This window comes from Hungatella sp. L36 (genome assembly GCF_014288035.1).
In genome coordinates this window covers 66221-90615 of sequence record NZ_JACOPC010000022.1, presented here as the reverse complement: position 1 = coordinate 90615, position 24395 = coordinate 66221, and the positions used below count along the sequence as shown (strand labels likewise).

Here is a 24395-nt window from a genome sequence, read left to right as displayed (position 1 = left end):
AAACGCTGAAGGCATCTAAGCGTGAAGCCCCCCTCAAGATGAGATATCCCATCGCAAGAGTAAGACCCCTTGAAGACGACGAGGTAGATAGGGCAGAGGTGGAAGCATGGCAACATGTGGAGCTGACTGTCACTAATAGGTCGAGGGCTTAACCAAGTTGGTTTAGGTTGTCAGAAATGGCAGAGGAAATAAGAACGGATGAAAGATATGTACAATGTGTGGTTTTGAGGGTATATGCCCTAAGAGAAAACGGAGAGATGAGAGTCGCTTCGTTTTTATAGAATAAGCGCGAGTGGCTCAGTGGTGGAGTACAACCTTGCCAAGGTTGGGGTCGCGGGTTCGATCCCCGTCTCGCGCTCTTATTATGTAAGAAAACGGATTTCCAGAGATGGAAATCCGTTTTTTTCATCCAGCTGCATAGTCCACCTTCATGATAATATCCTGGGGATGATCTCCGAAGTGCTTGCCGAACAGGTTCATGCCGCCTACATGGGAACTGTTCTCGTCTACCTTCAGGATAAAGGAGAAATGGTATCCTTCTTTCATCTTCAGGGACTCAATGGTTTCTTCTGAGACCTTTTCCCCGTCCAGGAAGGAACCTTGATCGGTAATGGTGAAACGCTTGAATTCTCCGAACTGTGAATTGGAATCGCTCCACCAGTCCGGGTTGCAGCTTCCCTTGCGTCCGCCATAGTCTCCTTTTGTGAGAAAGGTAACGACGGGATTATGGTTGATCTCCAGCGTAATATTGGAGGGCCAGTTATTGTTGTAGCCAGGTGCCTCGGAACAGATTTCGAAGGTAAATTCGATCTGCGAGACCTTTCCCTGCTGAAGGGAGAAGTTTGGAAACTGGTACTCTAAGAATCCCTTCGTGAACCAGATGATCGCTGCATCGATGTGATCTGAGAAGTAAAAGCCATAGGGGCTGTCTTCATAGTGCAGGTAGGAGGTGGCGGAGGCGATTCCGCAGGGCGGGCATACCTCACAGTTGGAATAGTGGCCGATGGGCATATAGATATAAGCCGGCGGCTTCCCCGTGCGCTTGTTGACATGGGCGAACAGGTCCAGGGTGACGGAGGTGGTTTTCATGCCGCAGAGCTTCTGGGAACCGCGAATGCCCGGTTTTGGTACGACGCTGATTAAATTGGCTTCCCGCAGTGTCTTGATATGCAGACACATGGAGGACATGGGAAGGTAGAATTTCTCCGCCAGCTCGCTGATGGTCATGGCGCGGTCAATCAGGCATTTGAGAATCTCCAGCCTTGTCTCGGAGGACAGCGCTCTGCATACCCTGGCGGTGTCGTCCAAGTCAGCCAGGTTTAACAGGATATCTTTTTTCTTGACTTCTTCCATTTTTATCCGCCCCTTTTCTTTTTCGATAATAATTCCCGTTCATGATAACAGATCTGTTTCCGGATAGTCACTGTCATATATTTTTATTATAATGCAGTAAAAATAAAATACAAGTTATTACTACATAAAAAATGTACTAAATTTTTAGGTGGCTTATAAAATTAACAATAATCACAAATGATATTGAAATATAGCAGGTTAAAATATATAATATGCACATGATGATACAAAAAAAAGAAATGATTTGAAAGTGTACATGATTTGGTTTGTCAAAAGCTGCAGCTGAAGTATAAGATGGCATACCATATTTTACTGATATGTGCTGGAACATGTAGAAAGAGAGGGAAGGAAAAACATCAGCATGTCAGGGGGATAGGAAAGAGATACAGTACAAAACGAAAAGTGGTATTAGTGAGAAGGAGGAAGAAGAATGAATAAGAGGATTATTGCATTATTGATGGCAGGGGCTATGGTTGGCAGCATGACAGGATGCGCACCGAAAAAAGCGGAGGTACCGGCGGCGCCGGTTACACAGGGGCAGGAAACTTCAGGAAGTGAGACAGGGGAAGCCAGTGCTCCTTCGGAAAAGGGTGTGACCATCAGCCTGTGGAAATGGATTCCAACAGAGGGTGTGCAGATTGATTCCGTCGTAGAGGCGTGGGAGAAAGAGCATCCGGAGATCCATTTAGATATCACGCATGTTGGTGAGGCAGCAAAAGTATTCCAGAAATACTCCGCAGCACTTCCGGCAGGAGAGGGCCCGACGATCCTGGCGATGCAGGTAGGTGCAAGAGCGAATCAGTTTAAAGACTTCTGTGAGCCGCTGGCCCCGTATGCAGTGGAAAAATGGGGTGCGGACTGGGAGGATATGTTCCTGGATACAGCCCTGGAGCAGTGCCGGTGGTCCGGTGACGACTACACCGTCCTTCCCGGCGGCATGACAGCAGCGCCGGCCATTGAATATAATGTGAATGCATTTGAGAAGCTGGGAATCACAGAACTTCCCAAGACACTGGAGGATTTATATGCGATTATCGAGAAGTCCAAAGCGGACGGACAGATGATTCCCGGAGTTGGAATCGGCGCCAAAGAAGGCTGGACCTGCCGCGACGTCTATATGAGCATTATGAATCAGATCGCACCAGGAAAGATCTACGACGCGGTTGATGGAAAGACAAGCTTTACCGATGCGGAATTCCTGGAAGGAATGCAGATCTGGAAAGATATGTTTGATCACGGCCTCTTTGCAGAGGGTTCTCTGGGAACCGCCCTGTATCCCGATGTAAACGACAACATGATGATGGGTGGTTCTGACGGCAAGAAGTATTACATCATGGAGGTCTGCGGTACATGGCATGGTTCCAGTATGACAAAAGCACAGATTGAGGAATTTGCAGAGCAGGGCAACTGTGACCCGGAGCTTCATCTGGGTGCGTTCCCATTCCCAGCAGTGAAAGAGGGATGTGAGCCAAATATGGCGGCGACCGTTGATATCGCATGGGGAATTAATAAGAACGCAACCGAGGAAGAGAAGAAAGCCGCCTTCGAGTTCATCTCCTGGATGGCAGCCGGAAAAGGTCAGGAAGTCTTCTGCAACACGCTTCAGGTTCTCCCGGCCGCAAAGAATATCAATATGGACGCCGGAAAAGCAAGCCTTAATGGAGAGAAGGAAGTGGAAGCACTGGAGATGTTTGAGAGCTACGTACAGAATAACGTAGGAAACCGCGAGATTCCATACCCGGAGATTTCCAATGCCCTGGATAATACGTTGACTGCTGTGGCCGGAGGCGTCATGACACCTGAGGAAGCGGTAAAATCCATTCAGGAAGCATCGGACAGTGTATCCAGATAGATGAAAGGAGATGGATTGTTGCAAAACGGAATGGTCTGATTCCGTTTTGCAGCTCCTTCTTTTTGAATATTGGCAGGGAGGTATTTTATGTTGGGAAGGCAGACAGACGGAAATCAGAAAAAAAAGAAGCGGAGTACTGGAAAAAATGCTGTTCTGGGCAATACGAAAATGGCATATATCTACATTCTGCCGGTATTTATATTCCTCGGAGTTTTTACCTACTATGCAATGGCATTTAACATCGGTATCTCATTTGATAGCTGGAACGGTGTAAGCCCGGAAAAGATATTTGTAGGCCTGGATAACTATATGAAACTGATGAAGGATCCTTACTTTCATCTTGCTTTGAAAAATACGACGGTGTATTTTCTGATTACGATTCCGGTTCAGGCAGTCCTTGGATTCCTGCTGGCAAACTGCTTTGTCAATACGAAGGTGCGGGCGAAAGGGCTGATCCGGTCGATTATATTTTTCCCCAATGTCGTAGCGCTGGTCGTTATCGGTACCGCGTTTAATCAGATGTACAATTTCCAGCAGGGCTTTTTAAATGAGACGCTGCGGGCCATTGGCCTTGGAAAGCTGGCTCTTGACTGGACCGGCAATCCGAAGATTGCCCTGTATTCGATAATCATAGCCAATATCTATACCTATGTGGGATTTTCCATGACTCTCTATATCACCGGCCTCTTATCCGTACCAAAGGATGTGATGGAGGCGGCCAAGATTGACGGCGCATCGGGCGTGCAGTCTACCAGATATATTGCGCTGCCCCTGCTCAAATCAACACATACGACGGTGATCATTCTGGGAATCGTGGGAACGCTGAAGACCTTTGATATCGTATGGCTGATTACACAGGGCGGGCCGGCAAGGAAGACGGAGATGCTGACCACCATGCTCTATCGCAGCTACATTCTGGAGTATAAAGCGGGATATGCCGCCGCGATCGCAGTGGTGATCCTGATTATTGCACTGGTTTTATCCTGTATCAATCTCTATTTCCAGAGAAAAGATACGGATTATTAAGAGGGGAGGCAGTTGAATGCAGACAGGTAAAAGAACAGCGGAGAAACGATGGACAAAGTCTACGATTCTGGCACAAATATTCTGTGTAATCATGCTTGTGATATGGCTCTATCCTCTGATAAAAATCATCCAGATATCATTTCGGAGCGGTGGGATAGAGAATTATAAAAGGGTTTTATTTACGGTGGATTCCTTCAGCATTGCCAATGGATATGTCAAGGATATCGCTGATTTTTGGGTCTATCTCGGCAATTCCATGACGGTAACGGCGATTGATATGGCGCTGGTGTTAAGCATTACATCGCTGGGGGCGTTTGCATTTTCCAAAATGGATTTTAAGGGGAAAGAGGCGCTCTATATTCTGTGTCTGGTCGGCATGATGATGCCGGCAGCCGGATTTATCGTACCGTATTTCATTACTTCCAAGAAACTGGGACTCTTAAATACGAAATTCAGTCTGGTGGGCCCTCATGTTGCGGCTGCGATTCCCATGAGCATGATGCTGATCCGCAACGCCATGGACGAGATCAGCGACGAGATGATCGAAGCTTCGATTATTGATGGATGTCCGAGGCGCAAGGTATTTACAAAGATGATGCTTCCGCTTACAAAACCGGCTATTGCCACGGCGCTGATCTTTGCATTTATGAGCAGCTGGAACGACTATTTGCTTCCGCTGGTTATGATTAACCGCGCGGATGAGATGACGCTGACGCTCCTTCCTCAGAAATTCACCGCCTTTGCAGGAGTTTCCAATGTAGGAACGATCTTTGCCTCACTCGTTCTGCTCTGCGTCCCCATTTTTATTATTTACTTATTTGCGCAGAAGTATATGGTAGCCGGAATGGCGGCGGGAACGATTAAATAGCAAAGAGGTGGACTGTATGGATTATCAGAAGATTACGATAGAGGCAAACGGAGAGGAAGCGGAGCTGGACTGCTACCTCTGGAGTGAGTCGCCGGAATATGCGAATGGAAGAAAAAGACCCTGTGTTCTTATACTGCCCGGAGGCGGATACAGCTTCGTGGCGGACAGGGAGGGAGAGCCGGTGGCGTTTCAGTTTCTGGCGGAAGGCTGCCAGGCGGCGGTGCTGCGTTACAGCGTGCTGCCGGCCAGGTACCCTGCGGCTCTTTTGCAGGCAGCCAGGGCCATGGTTCTGCTGAGAGAACACGCGGAGGAATGGAATATCGACCCGGATAAAATCATAGTTCAGGGGTTTTCTGCAGGAGGGCATTTAGCGGCGAGTCTGGGAATTTTCTGGAACAGGCCGCTTCTGGGAGAGCGATTGGGCGTGGAGGCGGAAAGGATCAGGCCGGACGGCATGATTCTCTGCTATCCGGTAATTTCTTCCGGCGAATACTGTCACGGAGACAGCTTTGTAAATCTGCTGGGTGAGTCCTATGACGCGCTGGTGGATGAAATGTCACTGGAAAAACAGGTGCACAGCCAGGTTCCGCCTGCATTTATCTGGCATACATTTTCCGATGACTGCGTACCGGTGGAGAATTCTCTGCTGTTCGTCATGGCGCTGCGGAAACAGGGGATCCCCACGGAATTTCATATGTACCCCAGGGGCGTGCATGGGCTGAGCCTTGCGAATTCCCTGACCCTTTCCATACAGGGCCATGGAATTCAGGAGGAGTGTCAGAGCTGGATGGCGCTGGCAAAGGTATGGCTGAAGAATTTATAAAACTTGGAGGAAGGACATGGATAACAAATATTGCCCAAGACCGGATTTTGCGAGGGAAGACTGGTTCAGCTTAAACGGAGAGTGGGATTTTGAGTTTGAAGAGGACAGAAAAGAAGAACTGGAAGGCTGGATATGGAAAACTCAATTTTCTAAGAAGATTCTTGTTCCGTTTGTCTACCAGACAGAAAAGAGCGGCATTCATGACAGCACAATCCATGAGCAGGTATGGTATCGGCGTACCTTTACGGTTCCGGACAATATGTGTGGAAAACGGCTCTTTTTGAAATTCGGCGCGGTGGATTATAAGGCGGAAGTATGGTTGAACGGAAGGTTTCTGGGAGAACATTCCGGAGGCTACACGCCGTTTGAGTTTGAGATTACCCCATGGATGGCCGATGAAAATACCGTTGTTTTGAGGGTGACAGACCGTCCTGACACGGCGCAGCCGCGTGGAAAGCAGTACTGGAAGGAAAAAGGGGACCGGTGCTGGTATGTAGCCAGTACGGGAATCTGGCAGAATGTGTGGCTGGAGGCTGTGAGCGGAAGCCCGATCACTCATGTGAAGCTGACACCGGATATCGACACGAACACGGTGGAAGCGGTGATCACCGTGGATGAGTATCAGCCGGAAGACACCATGGAAATCGAGGTGACTTATCAGGGGCGTGGGGTAAAGACCATGGAGGTGTCGCTGGATGGATACCGGACGCGGGTTGTGATCGCCATGAAACCGGAGGATTTTATCGATGAACTTCACTACTGGACCCCGGAGCAGCCCAACCTTTACGATGTCAGCTTAAGGCTGGTGCGCGGCGGAAAGCTGCAGGATCACGTGAATACATATTTTGGGATGCGAAAGATCAGCATCGAGGATGGCAGAATTATGCTGAATCACAAGCCGTGCTACTTAAAAATGGTGCTGGACCAGGGATACTGGGAAGAGAGTGCGTTGACGGCTCCGTCGGATGAGGCGCTGCGCCAGGACATTCTGCTGACTAAGGAGCTGGGATTTAACGGAGCGAGAAAGCACCAGAAAATCGAAGATCCCAGATATTATTACTGGGCGGATAAGCTGGGGCTGCTGGTGTGGGCGGAGATGCCCAGCGGATATGAATTCTGTGACCGGGAGATCGGAAACTTATCCAGAGAGTATGTGGAATTTATCATGAGAGACTATAACCATCCTTCGATAATCGCCTGGGTGCCGCTGAATGAATCCTGGGGAATCCGAAAGGTTCTGGTCGATCCGGCCCAGCAGAATTTCGCTGTCTCCATGTATCATTTAACAAAGGCCATGGACCCGGGACGCCTGGTGAGCACCAACGATGGATGGGAAAATGTTAAGACCGACATTGTGGGGATTCACGATTACCATAAGGAAGGCGCCGGGATCTTGAAGTATGCGGGGACGCTGAGCGGCAATCCGGAGAGCGTATTCCCGGAGTCGCGCAGGCTGTTTGCCTATGGCACCTGCTGTGATAAGGAAAACAGTGTGTTTATGGTGACAGAGTACGGCGGCATTGCGCTGTGCCAGGACACCGGCAACGGTGAGAACTGGGGCTACGACCGGCCGGAACGGTCACCGGAGGACTTATTGAGAAGATACCGGGATGTGACGGGCGCGATCGCCGGCATCCGCCAGATATCCGGCTTCTGCTATACGCAGCTTACCGATGTCTATCAGGAGGTAAACGGGATTCTCAATATGAAGCACCAGCCCAAATTTCCGTGCAGCCAGATGAAAGAGATCAACGATCAGATCAAATAAGGAGAAGGTATGGAAGGAGAAGGTATGGAACGAATCGAACATGTCAGTTTGCTGCCGTCGGAAGCGTATGACCGCAGGCAGCGCGATGAAGCGTATCTCATGGAACTGAAGGAAGAAAATCTGCTGTTTGCATACCGTACAGAGGCCGGTTTAAACGGACGGCTCAATTACCGGATATCCGCGGATACCCATGGGGGATGGGATAATCCGCTGAGCCAGATCCGGGGGACCTTTACCGGACACTGGTTAAGCGCGGCGGCGCATATGTACCGCCAGACCGGGAATAAGCGGTTAAAGGCCAAAGCGGATTATATCGTGGAGGAGATCGGACGCTGCCAGGAGGCCAACGGAGACGGATGGGCATTTTCCATTCCGGAGAAGTACTTGTATGGATTGAAACGAGGCCGCCATTTCTGGGCATGCCAGTACGTCTGCCATAAGACGATGATGGGGCTCATGGATATGTACCGGTTTGGCGGAAATAAGCAGGCGCTTGAGATCCTCAGGGGATGCGCCGAATGGTTCCACGCATTTACCGATGAAATTGACAGGGAAACCATGGACCAGATGATGGATGATGAGGAAACCGGCGGAATGATGGAACTGTGGGCCGATCTGTATCAGGAGGATCCGGATCCCCGTTACTTAGAGCTGATGAGGCGCTACGAACGGCCGCGGCTGACCGATGCCGTCTTAAATGGGACGGATGTCCTCACCAATATGCACGCCAACGCGACGATACCGGAGATTCACGGATGTGCCAGAGCCTATGAAGTGACGGGAGAGGAGCGATACAGAAAAGTAGTGGAGAACTACTGGGAACTGGCTGTGAACAGGCGGGGAAGCTTCGCTACCGGAGGGCAGACGGATGGAGAGAGCTTGACTCCGCCGAACCGCCAGTCTGCCAGACTGAGCGATATGAATCAGGAGCACTGTGTCGTCTATAACATGATCCGCCTGGCGGACTATCTCTACCGTTGGAGCGGCAAAAAGGAGTACCACGATTACATCGAGCAGAATATTTACAACGGCCTGTTCGCGCAGGGCTTCTGGCAGGGACGAACGCTGGAGGGCGCTCTGGAGGATCATATACCGGATACGGGGATCGTGTGCTATTACCTTCCGCTGGCGGCGAAAAGCACGAAGAAATGGGGAAGAAAAATCGAGGATTTCTGGTGCTGCCATGGCACCTCCGTACAGGCCAACGCACAGTACAGCCGCTGGATCTGGTACCAGGATCAGGATGGAATCGCCGTGGAGCAGTACCTGCCGTCCAGGATGGAGACGGTGTGGAACGGGAAAAATGTCTCCATAACCATGGAAGACAGTAATCTGGGAGGCGATTACCTAAGAATTATGGAGGTCGCCAGAACGCTTGACCAGCGCCCGGAATACTGGAAAAAGAGCCTTCATATCACCGCCGACCAGGCCGAATTTGAACTGAGATTCCGCCTGCCGTGGTGGCTCCGGGAAAAGGCGGTGCTTACGATTGACGGAATGGACGCGGACTATGAGGTACGAAATGGCGAGGGCGTAATCAAGAGAGTGTGGACAGACTCCATTGTTGAAATTCTGCTTCCCTGTAAACTCACAGCATGGCCTCTGGCGGACAGTCCGGACTGCGTCGCGTTCCTGAACGGTCCTGTGCTGCTGGCCGGTGTGGATACCGATGAAGTCCGGCTTCACGGAGATAAGGACAATCCACAGTCGATCCTGACTCCTTCCCATGAGCGGGAATGGGAGCACTGGAAAGAGGATTACAGGACGGTAGGGCAGGAACGGAATTTCTGTTTCAAGCCTTTGAAAAATATTGGCAGAGAAATGTATACGGTTTATTTTCCGGTAGAGAAATAAGCGGAGGTATCGTAGAACAGGCTCCCAAATCCTGGATTTCAGATTTGGAAGCCTGTTCTTTGTCGTATGGTTTAAAAAAGTGTATGGCAGGATCATCAAAAACTCATGGTGCTACAGTTCATTCTTTTCTCTAAGGTCTTTTACCGCATTGACCAGAGTTTCATTTTGGATATGGGTGCCGATGGATATGCGGGCATAGGGGAAATCACCGCGTATCATAACGCCGTAGGGCAGGAGCGCGAAATAGAGATCCTGGCAGGAACAGCCAAAATCCACGTAGATAAAGTTAGCCTGAGATTCAAAAACCCTGTAGCCCAGCGCTGTAAACTCATCTGTTAAGTACGTTCTCTCATCACGGTTGCTGTTTACTGTTTTCAGACGGAATTCTTCATCATCGAGGGCCGCGATCGCGCCTTCAATTCCTACCGTATTTAAAGAACGGGCTGCCATGGCCTTATTCATATAGCCGATGATCTCCGGGCAGGCAAGCGCATATCCCATACGGATGCCGGCCATTCCGTAAAGCTTTGAAAATGTTCGCACGACGACCATGTTAGGCTGATCTTTCAGGCGGGAAACCATGGTGGTATTCTCTGGATCATCTGTAAAATCTATGTATGCCTCATCGACGACCACGATAACATCCTTAGGGAATTTCTGAATAAATGAGTAAAGCTCATCTCCGGAAAGACAGGTGCTGGTTGGATTATTAGGATTGCACACAAACACGAGGCGTGTCTTGTCCGTCACTGCATTTAGAACCGCTTCTGTATCCAGCTTCATATCATCTTTTCTGGAGGGAATATCTACAATGGTGCCGTTATTCTTGTAAACAATGTAGTAATATGGCGGGTAGGCAGGGGAGGTGATAATACATTCGTCACCGGGCTTTATGAACGCCTCGCCTGCAAAGGCCAGGGCGTTGGCGGCGCCGCATGTAATCATGATGTTCTCCGGAAGCAGGTCGTGTTTTGCGGCCAGCTTGTTCTTTAAAACGGTGTCACGGGTGGAGTCCGGGTATAGGTGACAGTCGTTTAACGCGGCCGCCATGGCTTCCAGCGCCTTGGGCGATACGCCATAGGGATTCTCGTTGGAGGCCAGCTTATAAAGGGTGTCTAAGCCGTATTTTTCCTTTGCGGCCTTGATGGAAATACCTACCGGAATTACGGTAGAGGGTGCTTTTTTCAGAGCATAGCTCTGAGCAAGATGTTCAAACATGATTAACCGCTCCTTTACATATTGTAGTAATTAACCAGATTGTAGCATGGTCATGAAAGTTTGTCAATCTAAAATCATCATAAAACTTGCAATAAATCAATAAATAAATGACAGATATATTTATAAAGTTATCATAAAATAGTCAAAACGGATTGACAAACGCATTACATGACAGTATAGTTAGGGTGAAAGTAATTGAATTCCGGGGGCCAGGCATGAGGTGACCGGAGAAATTTTAAAGGCAAAGCCGAAAGGAGACGAATTATCATGAGTATCAGAGAAAAAAGAATATCTTTCAAAGAACTTCTTGAGAAGGAAAAGGGGATTATCGCTCCCTGTGTGTTTGATTCCGCTTCTGCGCGAGTTGCGTATATGGCAGGTTTCAAAGCACTCTGTTTAAGCGGAGCAGAGCTTTCCATGGCTATGGATGGGCTTCCGGATCTTGGCATTCTCAGTCTGCCGGAGCTGGAGTGGATCATCAGCCGTATTACGGAGAATTGCCCGCTGCCGATTATCGTGGATGCCGAAGACGGATTTGGCGGACCACAGAATGTATACCGTACGTGTAAGCGTCTGGCTGCCGCAGGTGCTGCGGCGATTCTGATGGAAGATGAATCGGAGCCGGGATTTGCAAAAGGGGTTGTGGAGAAGAATATTATTCCGAAAGAAGAGTACTGGGCAAAGGTGCGGGCAGCGAAGGCCGCGCTGGAAGGCACCGAGTGTATTTTCATTGCACGTACCAATGTGCTGATTAACACAGAAGAAGGATTCCAGGATGCGATTGAGCGATGCAGAGGATCACTTGAAGCCGGCGCTGATATGCTGCTGGTCAACCAGCTGAAGACCGCGGAGCAGGCCGAGCGCTTCTCGAAGGAGTTTCCGGATGTGTGGAAGATGTTCCCGGATATCAACCAGTCGGTTAAACAGCCGACCATGGATGCAAAGGACCTGTATCCGTTGGGCTACAATATCGTAACCATGCATTTCCTGATGAAAGGAGCCATGGTTGGAATGCTGAATTATGCACTTCGTGTGGCAGAGGAGCAGAATAACATTTATCCGCGTGATGATATGCCATATAATATTTCTGGTCAGAGCGCGCAGCCGTTTTATCCAGTACAGGAGTGGCTGGACTTAGAGGCGGGCTTCTCGGGAATACATAATACGTTCTGGGGCGACAAGCTCGATTTAACAAAACGCTAAGAGAGAAAAAAGACGGTGCTGTCAGATCAACGACAGCACCATCTTTTTTTAGATGGATTAATAAAAGTTTTCTTCTGGCTGGATTTCACCGCTCTCCGGACATTCAAAGAGTCTGACATTATGACGGTCAAAGTAATCATGCCATTCATCGGAGACCACTTCATCGGTAAAGAGATTATCTATTTCATCAAAATCGCAGAAATGAGCGAAGGATACCTTTCCGAATTTGCTGTGATCGGCCAGGAGGCACCTTTGCTCCGCGCACTGTATAATAGTTTTTTTCATGTCTGCGACCCGTTCGTCGGAGACGCCCAGTCCTCTTGCCATGTCGAAAGATTTGCAGGAGAAAAATGCCCGGTCTACCTGAAACCGTCTCAGATACTCGGAAGCTGTCGGTCCCAGAAATGATTCTTCACTGATATCATATCTGCCGCCCACACAGATCAGATGGATCGAACTGCTTTTGGAAAGACAGTTAATCACTGCGAGTGAATTGGTCAGAACGGTAATATTCATGTTTTCCAGGCCTTCACACATGTGAAAGACCGTGTCGGAATTATCCAAAAAGATCGTATCACCTGATTTGATAAACCGGACGGCTCTTTTGGCTATACGGGTCTTCCCCTCTGAAAAGGTGCTGTCCAAAAGCTTCTTGGGCGGAAGTGCCGAGGTCCGTTTTTTCAGCGTGGCACCGCCGTAAACCTTGTTTAGAAAACCTTCATCTGCCAATGCATCAAAATCGCGGCGCGCTGTCTCTACACTGATTTGAAATTTTTCCATTACTTCAGCAATGGTAATGCTTTCTTTTTCTAATAATAACGCCCGAATCGCCTCACGGCGCTGAATTGATAACATTTTCATGAGAAGTCTCTCCGTTTCCATAATCATTTTCTTTCATTTTATCAGAAAATAGGAGTTTTAGCAAGGAAAAGGGGAAAAGTATGAGAATCCTTCCATAAAAATAAAAAATCAGGCAGTGCTTTTTGTAGTAATGACAATGATAATACTGTGTTATGACAATGTCTAGAGGATAAATGACGAAAATATAGTGAAAAATAATTGACAAAGTTGTCATAATGCTGTATATCTGTATTAAGCAATAGTACCGGGACACCGGTGCTGTTTTTAAAATTAACTTGCATAGAAGAAAGAGAGGAAAGGAACATGAAACGAGCAATAACAATTGCAGCAGTAGTTATGGCGGCTATTTCGATTACCGCCTGCGGATCCGGAGGGAAAGAGAGCGTCAATGCTCCGGGCGACGGTACCGGTGAGGTTACAAAGCTTACATACGCCTGTCCGGGCAAATCGGCGCGCTATAACTTTGTAAATGAAGAAGGTGAACTGGATGGCTATGAAATTGCAATCATGAAAGAAGTGGATCAGCGTCTTTCTGATGTAACCATTGATCTGATTTATACTGGAGAGTTCTCCGCATTGTTTCCGGGCCTGGAATCTGGTCAGTATGACATCATAGGCGGTGGAATATCGTGGAAACAGGAACGCGCGGACAGCTATTTGTATTCCGAAGTTCCCTATTTTCACAGCCCCACAGTCCTGGGCGTACGCCAGGAGGAAGACAATATAAAGACGATTGAAGACCTTGCCGGAAAAAATATTGCCCATATAGCGGGAACTGCGCAGGCCATGTGGCTGGAGGCTTACAATGAGGAGCATCCGGATCAGAAAATCAATATCGATTATGTGGACGCCAGCTCTATAGAAATCATGAACATGGTCGCAACCGGACGGTACGATGCATGTATTCATGCGGCAGCAGATTTCGCCATAGCAAAGCAGGAACTCGGGGTTGATTTAAAACTGTTGGATATTGAGAATGCGGATGAAATTCAGAAGCCGGACTCTTTTTATCTCTATGCAAAAGATAATACAGAACTTCAGAAGAAGATAGACGCAGTTTTGAAAGAGATTCGTGACGATGGTACGATGTCCCAGCTGTGTGAAAAATATTTTGGAATGGATCTGGTACCGGAACACTGATTGGAGAAAGCTGCGTATGAATAAAATATTTGATGTAAAAGCAATTTGGGAGTATCTGCCGAAAATTCTGGAAGGACTTCCTGTGACTCTGGGGCTGACGGTGGTGGCCATGGTCCTTGGCGTGGTCCTGGGGTTTGGCATGGCGATCGCGCGTATACGAAAGGTTCCCGTGCTGAGTCAGTTCTGCTCAGTATATCTCTCTTTTGTCCGGGGCGTACCGCTCATGGTTTTGCTGTACCTGTCTTACTACGGGATCCCGATTCTGCTCCGGGCGGTCAACTTAGAGTACGGGACGGATATGAATGTGAACATGGTTCCGGCGTTTGCGTTTGCCCTGGTGGCATTTGTGGTTCAGGAGACCGCGTATGAATCAGAAATTATCAGAGCCGCGCTTCTCTCCATCGACCGAAAGGAGATCGAGGCAGCTAAATCTCTTGGAATGACGACACTTCAGACCATGGTCCGGGTGGAGATACCACAAGCACTCGTTGTGGCAATTCCGACGTTTGGAAACCAGATTACGTCACTGATCAAGGGGACATCTCTGGCATTTATGATAGCAGTTGTGGACATTATGGGAAAAGCTAAAATTATCGGAGGGCGGACTCTGCGTTACTTTGAAGCGTATATCTGTACCGCGATTATTTATTGGGTGTGCTGTATTATCATCGGGTTTGCATTTAAGTGGCTGGAAAAGAAAGTGAACTACAGGGAGAGAAAGGAAAAAAAGGATGATTGAGGTTAAAAACTGGAAGAAAAGTTTTGGCAGCAACCAGGTTATTAAAGGGGTTGATTACCGGGTGGAGACCGGTGACGTAGTTGCCATAATTGGAGCCAGCGGGTCCGGTAAATCTACCTTCCTGAGAACCCTGAATTTTCTGGAGAAGGCAGAGGAAGGCATTTTGACGCTGGATGATATAACACTTGATATGTCGGGCAAGATCAGTAAAAAGGATATTCTGAATGTCCGGAGAAACACAGCCATGGTATTCCAGGGATTCAATCTGTTCAGCCATCGCACTGCCCTGGAGAACGTGATGGAAGCACTGATTGTAGTGAAAAAAATGAATAAGGACGATGCGAAAAAGATCGCAAAGGAAGAGTTTGCCAGAGTCGGCCTGCAGGACCGCATGAATTACTATCCCCATCAGCTTTCCGGCGGTCAGCAGCAGAGAGTAGGCATTGCCCGTGCCCTGGCTCTGAATCCCAGGGTAATCCTGTTTGATGAACCGACTTCTGCTCTGGATCCGGAGATGGTAGGCGAGGTTCTGGACGTGATCCGTTCAATCTCACATCAGGGGACAACCTTGATTATCGTGACCCATGAGATGGCGTTTGCCAGAGATGTGGCGGACCGTGTAGTTTTCTTTTCCGACGGTGTCATTCTGGAAGAAGGGCCTGCGAAAGAATTTTTTGCCAATCCAAAGCATGACAGGACCAGGCAGTTTATTCAGAGGATTAATAATCATTAAAGGAATAGATTTATGCAGTATATGAAGTAAGAGAGTCCGGCAGACCGGACTCTCTTTTAAGAAAGGCATGTTGGAAATTATTAGTAAATACCCTGTGTCATCATCGCATCCGCCACTTTTTCGAAGCCTGCAATATTGGCTCCGGCGACCAGGTTGTAACCCAGACCGTACCGTTTGGCAGCATCGACAGAATTGGTATAGATATCCTTCATGGCTGTCTTTAAACGGGTATCAACCTCTTCAGCTGTCCAGGACAACCTCTGACTGTTTTGACTCATCTCAAGACCGGAAACACAGACGCCGCCCGCATTTACTGCCTTCGATGGCGCTACAATTATGTTTTCCCGGGCACTTAAGTATTCCAGTGCGGAAGAGGTGGAAGGCATATTCGCGACTTCGATATAGTATCTGGTACCGTTCGCGGCGATATTCTTTGCATCTTCCAGATCAACCTCGTTCTGGGTTGCGCATGGCATGGCAACGTCCGCCTTTACTTCCCATGGACGTTTGCCGGGATAAAACGGGACTCCGAATTTATCCGCATAGTCCTGGACCCGGTCACGGCGGGAGGCGCGCATCTCAAGAAGGTAATCGATTTTTTCTTTTGTGACAATACCATCTTTGTCATATATGTATCCGTCAGGGCCGGAGATCGTAAGCGGAATACCGCCCAGTTCCACGATTTTGCTGATAGCTCCCCATGCTACGTTGCCAAAACCGGAGATTGCGAAGGTTTTTCCCTGGATCGATTCGTTCTCATGATTCAGCACTTCATTCGTATAGTAAACAGCGCCGTAACCGGTAGCTTCCGGACGGATCAGAGAACCGCCGTAGGCCCGCGGTTTTCCGGTAATTACACCGTTTTCAAACGCGATGCGGATACGCTTATACTGACCGAACAGGTAACCGATTTCTCTGGCACTAACTCCGATATCACCGGCCGGGACGTCTGTATCCGGCCCGATATAGTGATAAAGGCCTGTCATAAAGGACTGGCAGAATCTCATGACTTCCCCGTCGCTCTTTCCGGCGGGATTAAAATCAGAACCGCCCTTCGCTCCACCCATGGGAAGGCCTGTCAGCGAATTCTTGAAAGTCTGCTCAAATCCCAGGAAAAACATGACACTGGGGGTCACTGTGGGATGGAAACGGAGGCCGCCTTTGTAGGGACCGATGGCAGAGTTAAACTGTACACGGTATCCGCGATTGATCTGGGTGAACCCGTTGTCATCCACCCAGGCAACACGGAATGAGATAAATCTGTCCGGCTCAATCATGCGGGTCAGGATATCGGCTTTTACATATTCCGGATGTGCATCAATTACCTTTTCCAGTGAATAGTAAACCTCTTTCACACACTGTAAAAATTCCTGCTTGTTCCCGTCTCTGCGCCTGGCCGTTTCAATAACGGCATCAATGTACTCTTTTGCACTTGTGTAGGTTCGCATTTTCTTTCTTCTCCCTCATATTGAAATAAATATGCCTTTCTTATGCCTTTATTATAGCAAAGGGAATAGAGATGTCAATCACTTTTCACCAAAATATATTCAAAATATGGTAATAATATAGTTAATAAACTATCAAAAAAGAAGGAAAGTAAAAAGACACCATGAAGGTGTCTTTTCGATATGTATTACTTCCAGTCTTTTGTATAATCGTGAAGAACTTCCGCACCGTTGAAGGTGTAGCCGTTGCGAAACCAGTAGGCGCCGATAATTTCTCCTTTGGGTGCCAGAGGCAGATGCTCCTCCAGATCGGAGGGGAGAAATTCCAGATCGCCGCTGCCGGCCCATGCAACCGGATCGGTCTGTTTATTCACAGCTCCCAGCTTAACAAGTTCACATACAGAGGGCTTGTGGCCGGGAACCAGGCTGGGAAAATGACGCAGATGGATGAGCGGGAGACCAAGCGGTTTCGGGAGCTCGTCGGGTGAAATACTGCGGTCTATGGTGAGTGTTCCTTTGATCAGCCGTTCTCCGTGAGAGGTGACGGTCCCGGTCAGCTTTGCACCGGGCCCCATCTCCGGCATGCCGGGATTATAAGGATTATAGTCGGTAATGCTTATCTGCCCCATTTTTTTAGGAAAGCCCATGGTCCAGCCCCTGGCCATGGAAAAATCATTGTCCACCCAGATGGGAAGACAGATCTGGGCTTCCTCTCCCTGATAGTTACAGCCTGTCCAGATCGCAGCTTCTTTGTACTGCGTCCGTTCTGGATTCGTATAGGCCAGTTCCCTGCCGTCATCCCATACGGACCACCATTTACTGAATGCGACGTAGGCGATATCTGGATGCTCTTTGCTCAGCGTCAGTGGCTCTGGTATCCATTTTGCCAGGGCATCGGGATCGGCGCGGTATACAATATTGAGGTACTCAGTTCCGTAGTGCCAGGGATAGCTGCCTAATAAGGAACACTTCCCCTCGGGAGACAGTGGGTAACAAAAACCTTTTAAGTCTGTGATTTTAGCCATCAAAAATCCTCTCCTTATCTATATTATGACGATATTATAACAATGTTGTGGCTCTAAGTCAACGAGAAACAGGAATATAAATTGAATAAAACCATGATAATACCATTAAAAAAGAAAAGAAACAGAAAGAAAAAAGAAAAGTTGTCAATAAGGTGAGAAAAAGAAATGGAAGATAAGATCATAATATGACAATGTTTTTAAGATATTATGTGAAATTTTAGTAAGATACTATTGACGAACCGTTTGTTTTTTATTATACTTAGACGCAAAAGGGGTGTTTTTTCACAATCAGTTATCATTTAATCAAAATAAAATGAAAATACTGCACAAATGCTAAGGTTATGGAGGGGAAATGGTATGGAATTTGATATAACAAAGCCACATTGCTATTACTTTAATGAGATCTGCAAAATTCCTCACGGTTCTGAAAACGAGAAACAGCTGAGTGACTGGATTGTTCAGTTTGCAGTAAAGCATAAGCTTTCATTTGTCCAGGACGAGATGGGCAACGTTGTTGTCTATAAGGCCGCGACGGCCGGGTATGAAGACCACCCCGGCGTTATTATTCAGGCCCATATCGATATGGTATGTGAAAAAATACCGGAATCCTCGCATAATTTTTTAACAGACCCGCTTCATCTTTATACGGAAGGGACTCATTTGAGGGCAAAGGGTACGACGCTCGGTGCGGATGACGGTATGGGGGCTGCGTATATGCTGGATATTTTATCTGATGAGGAGTTGGAGCATCCATATCTGGAATGCTGCTTTACCGTTCAGGAAGAGATCGGGTTGTATGGAGCAATGGCGCTTAAGCCGGAATATTTTAAGGCGAGAAGACTCATCAATCTGGATGGGGCAGGAGAATACAGAACTTACACGACGCTGGCGGGTTCCAGAAACATGACTATCGAAAAGAAGCTTCCCATGGCTCCAGTGTGCGATCAGGGATACTGTCTGAGCATCAGCGGTCTTCTGGGAGGGCGCAGCGGTGATGATATTGGCAAAGAGCGGGCCAATGCGGGAAAACTGGCGGGGCGCATGCTGTTTCATTTTCTGCAAGAAGGAATATCCTTCAGACTTGCTGATATGATGGCAGGAGCAAAGAAATCAGGAATTGCATCGGAGGCTGTCGTACTTTTTACATCAAAGTCTCCGCGAAAAGATCTGGATAGAGTATTAAACAATGTGAAAAGGGCGATTAGCGAGGAATACGAGTTCAGCGATCCGGGTATCCAGATTACGCTGTCGAAGAGAGCGGTCGCTATGGCGGCTACGGAGACGGAGAGCAGGGAGCTTGCCTTGCTTCTGTATCTGCTTCCATACGGAGTATTTGCCAGATTTCTTCCACTGGATGGACTTCCTTCCTGGTCTGCCAATATCGGATCGGTGTCGGTAGAGGCTGAGAAAGCGGTAATTCTGTATGCGTCACGCAGCCCGTTTGAGAGCTGTATGGATGAGGCGGAACATGCAGCGGCCCTTCTCTGTGAAAAAACAAACGCTGAGATGACCAGGAAGAATGACTATTACGGTTACCGGTATCTAAAAGATTCTCCTTTGCGGGACATCATGGACCGTGTTTTTTTCAAGGAATATGGAATTTTGCTGAATCATGTGGCTGCACACGGAGGGAATGAATGCGGGGCGTTTAAGCATATGTTCCCGGATATGGATATCGTGACCAGCGGAGCTATTTACGCAGGACACCATACACCGGACGAATATCTGGATCTGGAATCGTTTGACCGTTCTATTCATTTTTTGAAAGCATTGATCCGGCAGCTGTAAAGGAGAAGATATAGATGGAATTTGATCTGACAAAACCCTATTGTTACTATTTTAATGAAATTTGTAAGATACCTCACGGTTCCGGACAGGAAAAGCAGCTCAGTGACTGGCTTGTTGCATTTGCCAGGGCGCATGCGCTTCCGGTTATCCAGGATGAGTTGTGGAATGTGATTATTTATAAGCCGGCCAGCCCGGGGTATGAGACACACCCGGGAGTGATCCTCCAGGCACACATGGATATGGTCTGTGAAAAGACAGAGGGCTGCTCTCACGATTTCCTAAAGGATCCGCTGGAGTTGTATGTGGAAGAAGATTTACTGCGGGCAAAGGGGACAACCCTGGGGGCGGATGACGGTATGGGATGCGCCTATATGCTTGCAGTTCTTGCAGATTCTTCTCTCTCCCATCCTTATCTGGAATGCTGTTTTACGACACAGGAAGAAGTCGGGCTGGTGGGAGCGCAGGCTCTGAAACCAGAGTACTTTAAGGCGAGAAGGATGATTAATCTGGATGGCGCGGGGGAGTATAAGACGTATATGAGCATGGGCGGAGGCGAGCAGATTACGCTTAAACGTCCCATTAATTGGGAAGTGAACCGGATGCCGGCCTACGGTCTGGAGATCAGCGGCCTTCTGGGAGGCCATTCCGGAGGGATGATCGACAGGGAACGGGCCAATGCAGGAAAGCTGGCGGCCAGAATCCTATCCTGCTTCCTGCAAAACGGAATGAAGCTGAGGCTGGTGAAGCTGCAGGGGGGGACGAAGCATAATGTGATTATGAACCGCGCCCAGGCAGTTTTCACCACAGATGCGGATGAAGGGAGACTGAAGGAGCTGGCCGCTGCGTGTGAAAAGCTGCTTCGGGAAGAATATGAGCTGAGTGATCCGGAGCTTGCTGTGAATGTTGCAGGTCAGGAAGCGGAAGCGTATGCGCTTCAGGAAGAAGACAGCCGGGATTTGATCGAACTGATTGAACTCCTTCCCTTCGGTCTCCTGGCGAGAAATACGGCTCTTTCCGACAATCCCCCGGTTACCTCTGTGAATATCGGGATTCTGAATATCGCAGATAAGGAGGCAGTGATCGGAGTCTCCGCCAGAAGTGCTCTGGAATGTGCGGTGGAAGAAGTGAAAAACAGGGTGACGCTGCTGGGAGAACTGTTTGGAGCCAGCGCAGAGTATTCCGGATACTATCCCGGGTGGAAGTATGAAGCGAAATCTGAATTAAGGGAGATCATGAAGACGGTGTTTTACGACCTTTACCGAAAACCTTTAAATTGTCTGACCGGCCATGGTGGAAATGAATGCGGAGTATTTAAAAAGATGCATCCCGATATGGACATTGTGACCAGCGGAGCAATCTATGGAAAAATACACAGTCCGGAGGAATTCCTGGATCTGGCTTCCTTTGACCGATCCTGGATCCTTCTTACAAACTTGCTAAAAGCTCTTTAAAACATGATAGTTTCAGGGCGCTATGCCCTGTGAGAAAGGAAGATAGAAAGAAATGAGAGATGCAAGAGTAGATAAGATGGCACATAATATTGTGAACTATTCCTGTAATGTGCAGCCGGGGGAAATGGTATTGATTGAGTCCTTCGGGAATCATAACTACGATCTGGTGAAGGCGCTGGTGCGCGAAGTGTATGCGGCGGGAGGGAGTCCGTTTCTATGGCTTAAAACCATGGAACTGCAGCGGGAACTCCTGATGCAGTGCAGCCGGGAACAGCTGAAGGTGATGGAGGAAGTGGACAGTCTCATGATGAGTCATATGGATGTCTATATCCGGGTGCGCGGCGAAGAGAATACCTCACAGATGAGCGATGTTCCGGCAGAGAATATGGCTGACTACGCAGCTATTTACCAGAGACCGGTCCATTCAAGACGAAGCACGGATTCGAAGTGGTGCGTCATGCATTACCCCACCGACGGAATGGCACAGGCAGAGTGTATGAGTATGGAAGCGCTGGAGGACTATTTCTTTGAAGTGTGCACCATGGACTATTCCAGGATGGAAAAGGCGTTTGAGCCGTTACGGGAACTGATGGAAAAGACGGACCGGGTGCATCTCGTCGGGAAAGGAACTGATATTACTTTTTCTATCAAGGGCATGCCGGCCATTCCCTGTGCGGGAAAGCAGAATATTCCGGATGGAGAGATCTTTACTGCACCGGTGAAGGACTCCATCAATGGCGTGATTACATATAATACAACTGGATTTTTCGACGGATTTGCATTTGAACAGATCTGTTTCCACTTTGAAAATGGCCGGATCACGGAGGCTGCATCCAATGATACAAAACGTCTCAATAAGATTCTTGATCGGGATGAGGGATGCCGTGGAATCGGGGAGTTTGCCATTGGTGTGAATCCTTATGTGACCAGGCCGATGAAGGATTCCATGTTTAATGAAAAGATGTCGGGAAGCATCCATTTTACTCCGGGTAATGCTTATAAAAACTGTGATAACGGAAATCATTCCTCCATTCACTGGGATCTGGTCTATGCGCAGACGCCTGAGTATGGCGGGGGAGAGATGTACTTTGACGATGTTCTTGTCAGGAAAGACGGAAGATTTATTCTTCCGGAGCTCTCAGGCTTAAATCCTGAGAACTTAAAATAAAACAGAGGTCCCAGTAATCTTAAACGGGAAAACCGTTTAAAAATAAAAAAGGAGGAACTTAGATGAAAAAAGTTGTTTCATTATTACTTGCGGGAGTGATGGTACTTTCACTTGCCGCATGCGGGGGGAAGAAAGAGACTACCGCAGTCACTACAGCACCAGCCGAATCAAAAACGGAAACAGAAGCAGAGCCGCAGAGTGAGTCTTCGGGGGGAGAAAACACCGGCGCCAGCCAGATTGTCTATGGTGTTACCAGCACGATTGCGGGAGATATGGGACTGAACCAGTGGTCCAGTGTTGGCGGTGACAAGCCGATTCTGTTCCTGATCAATGCCTATTCGCCTACCTGCTATGATCAGGACGCACTGTGGCTGTGGGATGAGACGGTTGTGGAATCCCACGATGCCAGGACGAATGATGACGGAACACTGACCTACACCATTCAGCTAAAGGATGATCTGTACTTCAGCGACGGATCCAAGATCACGGCTAAGAATTACGTAGCGTATCCGCTGCTGTTCTCTTCACCGGCAGCCGTAGCCGTCAGTGCATATGGTACCGCGGGCAAAGAGTATGTAGGACATCAGGAGTATAAAAACGGTGAGAATTCTGTATTTGCGGGGCTCCATCTGGTTGATGACAGGACCTTCAGCATTACCGTTGCAAAGGATTATAATCCTTATTATTATGGCCTGGCGCTGCTTAATATTTTCCCGATGGCGTATGAGCAGTGGCTGCCTGATGGAAACTGGGACATCGCAGATGACGGCGATGGCTGTTACTTTAAGGGCGATGTGGAGTTTGACGGAGCGAACTGCGGAGAAGCGATCACAGCAGGCCGTTATCTCTACGAAGGCCGTATCTGTTCCGGACCATACTATCTGGAAAGCCTGGATACAGGCGCCGGTGAGGCGACTCTCAAGGTAAATGAGCACTATAACGGGAACTTTGAGGGACAGAAGGCGGACATTGAGACCATCATCGTTAAAGCGGTCAACTCCGCAACCATGCTGGATGCGTTGAAGACCGGCAGTGTTGACTTAATCGACGGAATCGGTGAAGGCGACATCATCAATGCCTGTCTCGATCTTGCAGATACCGGGGAATACGGGGCCGACTGTTATAAATACAGCGGATATATGAAGCTGTTCTACCAGTGTGACTGGGGTCCGACCCAGTATGAGCCGGTGCGCAAGGCCGTTGCATATTTAACGAACCGGGAAGAGATGTGTCAGGAAGCGACTCTGGGCTACGGTAATGTGACGAACGGGCAGTATAGCTTTGCACAGTGGATGGCTCAGGATATGGAAGAAGAACTGAGCACCGAACTGGAAGCCTATGCCTACAACCCGGAAAAAGCAGTTGAGATTCTGAAGGAAGACGGCTGGATCTACAATGCCGACGGAAGTGATTATACGGATGGGAGCGGGGAGCTGCGCTATAAAAAGGTCAGCAAAGAAGAGACCGCATATATGAATGGCTGTGCGGAAGTAAACGGACAATGGTATATGCCTCTGGTACTGGAGTACTTAGGCCATGCAGAGGGCGATGGTATCGAGACCGTTCTGGATGAGCTCCTGACAATCTACTTATGTGAAAATGAGAATACATCGAAAGCCGGTATGAAGTTCAACCGTACGGTAATGGCTGATTCTGAGCTGCTCAGCTATTTAAACCGCCGCGGGGCAAATGGCGAGGAGAAATATACGCAGCCAAGCTATAACGTGATCTCCCTTGCATCTGGTCTTGGAGCAGCCAAATTTGACAAGACCTACAGCTGGACTTTTGATGAGAACCTGCTTGCAAATAACAAGAACCGGTATTTTAACCATACGCTGGATGACTTGTCTATGGATATGATTTACGGTGTTGAGGCTGGGGATGATGATACGTTCAAGGATATCTGGTTCCGTTATCAGAAGGAGTTTAACAAGACTCTGCCGGAGGTACCGCTGTTTAACTGGACTTACTGTGCGGTATATAATGGTAAACTGAACGGTTTTCAGGAAACAAATATCTGGAGTTTCCAGTATGCGATTCTGTATGCTTCGGTGAAATAAGCCGGAAGTAAAAGAGGGAC

19 protein-coding genes, 1 tRNA gene and 1 rRNA gene are annotated in these 24395 nt (G+C 48.4%); 16 read left to right on the top strand and 5 right to left on the bottom strand.

The genetic code is table 11. The annotated features are described in order from the left end of the window. Together H8S80_RS30905 and H8S80_RS30900 are read left to right on the top strand one after the other, a co-directional pair. Positions 1-156 (top strand): 23S ribosomal RNA (locus H8S80_RS30905); the annotation flags it as partial. A gap of 130 nt (positions 157-286) precedes the next feature. Further along, positions 287-358 (top strand) — tRNA-Gly (locus H8S80_RS30900). Between the two features lie 47 nt (positions 359-405). Here the strand turns inward: H8S80_RS30900 and H8S80_RS30895 are convergent. Further along, positions 406-1353: an ArsR/SmtB family transcription factor gene (locus H8S80_RS30895; RefSeq protein ID WP_025531028.1), complete on the bottom strand. Its 948-nt coding sequence runs from the start codon at positions 1351-1353 to the stop codon at positions 406-408. A 430-nt stretch (positions 1354-1783) separates the two neighbouring features. Here H8S80_RS30895 and H8S80_RS30890 point away from each other — a divergent pair, with 430 nt between their 5' ends. The 6 genes from H8S80_RS30890 to H8S80_RS30865 all read left to right on the top strand — a co-directional run bounded on the left by H8S80_RS30890 (position 1784) and on the right by H8S80_RS30865 (position 9544). After that, a complete protein-coding gene (locus H8S80_RS30890; protein ID WP_118033298.1) occupies positions 1784-3205 on the top strand; it encodes an ABC transporter substrate-binding protein in 1422 nt (473 codons plus the stop codon). Between the two features lie 87 nt (positions 3206-3292). Further along, positions 3293-4231 carry a carbohydrate ABC transporter permease gene (locus H8S80_RS30885; protein WP_002602219.1) on the top strand — a complete coding sequence of 313 codons (939 nt, stop codon included), beginning with the start codon at positions 3293-3295 and terminating at the stop codon, positions 4229-4231. A 16-nt stretch (positions 4232-4247) separates the two neighbouring features. Beyond that, positions 4248-5099 carry a carbohydrate ABC transporter permease gene (locus tag H8S80_RS30880; protein WP_002602220.1) on the top strand — a complete coding sequence of 284 codons (852 nt, stop codon included), beginning with the start codon at positions 4248-4250 and terminating at the stop codon, positions 5097-5099. A 16-nt stretch (positions 5100-5115) separates the two neighbouring features. After that, the gene (locus H8S80_RS30875) at positions 5116-5922 is read left to right on the top strand and encodes an alpha/beta hydrolase (protein WP_118033297.1); all 807 of its coding nucleotides are present in this window, start codon (positions 5116-5118) and stop codon (positions 5920-5922) included. 16 nt (positions 5923-5938) lie between these two features. Beyond that, positions 5939-7690: a glycoside hydrolase family 2 protein gene (locus H8S80_RS30870; protein ID WP_118033296.1), complete on the top strand. Its 1752-nt coding sequence runs from the start codon at positions 5939-5941 to the stop codon at positions 7688-7690. A gap of 24 nt (positions 7691-7714) precedes the next feature. After that, entirely contained in the window at positions 7715-9544 is a 1830-nt protein-coding gene (locus H8S80_RS30865) for a beta-L-arabinofuranosidase domain-containing protein (protein ID WP_182464764.1), read from the top strand. A 111-nt stretch (positions 9545-9655) separates the two neighbouring features. Here H8S80_RS30865 and hisC read toward each other — a convergent pair whose 3' ends face one another. Further along, entirely contained in the window at positions 9656-10762 is a 1107-nt protein-coding gene (gene hisC / locus H8S80_RS30860) for a histidinol-phosphate transaminase (protein ID WP_118033294.1), read from the bottom strand. Positions 10763-11029: 267 nt separating this feature from the next. Here hisC and H8S80_RS30855 point away from each other — a divergent pair, with 267 nt between their 5' ends. Continuing rightward, complete coding sequence (locus H8S80_RS30855; RefSeq protein ID WP_118033293.1) at positions 11030-11965, top strand: isocitrate lyase/PEP mutase family protein; 936 nt, start codon at positions 11030-11032, stop codon at positions 11963-11965. A 57-nt stretch (positions 11966-12022) separates the two neighbouring features. On the opposite strand, the gene H8S80_RS30850 is transcribed toward H8S80_RS30855, so the two are convergent. Further along, a complete protein-coding gene (locus H8S80_RS30850; protein WP_182464763.1) occupies positions 12023-12826 on the bottom strand; it encodes a DeoR/GlpR family DNA-binding transcription regulator in 804 nt (267 codons plus the stop codon). Between the two features lie 303 nt (positions 12827-13129). On the opposite strand from H8S80_RS30850, the gene H8S80_RS30845 reads away from it, so the two are divergent. Genes H8S80_RS30845 through H8S80_RS30835 form a run of 3 tightly spaced genes read left to right on the top strand, consistent with a single transcriptional unit; the run spans position 13130 to position 15438 of the window. Continuing rightward, entirely contained in the window at positions 13130-13966 is an 837-nt protein-coding gene (locus H8S80_RS30845) for a transporter substrate-binding domain-containing protein (RefSeq protein WP_118033291.1), read from the top strand. 16 nt (positions 13967-13982) lie between these two features. Further along, positions 13983-14705, top strand: coding sequence for an amino acid ABC transporter permease (locus tag H8S80_RS30840; RefSeq protein ID WP_110326149.1), 723 nt, complete (start codon positions 13983-13985; stop codon positions 14703-14705). Next, positions 14698-15438 (top strand): amino acid ABC transporter ATP-binding protein, encoded by a 741-nt coding sequence (locus tag H8S80_RS30835; protein WP_110326150.1) that lies wholly within the window; start codon positions 14698-14700, stop codon positions 15436-15438. Before H8S80_RS30840 ends, H8S80_RS30835 begins: the two co-directional genes overlap by 8 nt. 80 nt (positions 15439-15518) lie before the next feature. On the opposite strand, the gene gdhA is transcribed toward H8S80_RS30835, so the two are convergent. Next, positions 15519-16886 carry an NADP-specific glutamate dehydrogenase gene (gene gdhA / locus H8S80_RS30830; RefSeq protein WP_118033290.1) on the bottom strand — a complete coding sequence of 456 codons (1368 nt, stop codon included), beginning with the start codon at positions 16884-16886 and terminating at the stop codon, positions 15519-15521. Between the two features lie 185 nt (positions 16887-17071). After that, positions 17072-17908, bottom strand: coding sequence for an acetoacetate decarboxylase family protein (locus tag H8S80_RS30825; RefSeq protein ID WP_118033289.1), 837 nt, complete (start codon positions 17906-17908; stop codon positions 17072-17074). A gap of 357 nt (positions 17909-18265) precedes the next feature. Between H8S80_RS30825 and pepD (H8S80_RS30820) the strand changes: the two genes are divergently transcribed. From pepD (H8S80_RS30820) to H8S80_RS30805, 4 genes are all read left to right on the top strand, one after another. Further along, positions 18266-19696 (top strand): beta-Ala-His dipeptidase, encoded by a 1431-nt coding sequence (pepD, locus tag H8S80_RS30820; RefSeq protein WP_182464762.1) that lies wholly within the window; start codon positions 18266-18268, stop codon positions 19694-19696. Between the two features lie 14 nt (positions 19697-19710). Next, a complete protein-coding gene (gene pepD / locus H8S80_RS30815; protein WP_118033287.1) occupies positions 19711-21147 on the top strand; it encodes a beta-Ala-His dipeptidase in 1437 nt (478 codons plus the stop codon). Positions 21148-21199: 52 nt separating this feature from the next. Next, positions 21200-22315, top strand: a complete 1116-nt coding sequence (locus H8S80_RS30810; protein ID WP_118033286.1) for an aminopeptidase — start codon at positions 21200-21202, stop codon at positions 22313-22315. 62 nt (positions 22316-22377) lie between these two features. Then, positions 22378-24375 (top strand): ABC transporter substrate-binding protein, encoded by a 1998-nt coding sequence (locus H8S80_RS30805; protein ID WP_118033285.1) that lies wholly within the window; start codon positions 22378-22380, stop codon positions 24373-24375. Positions 24376-24395: the final 20 nt, after the last annotated feature.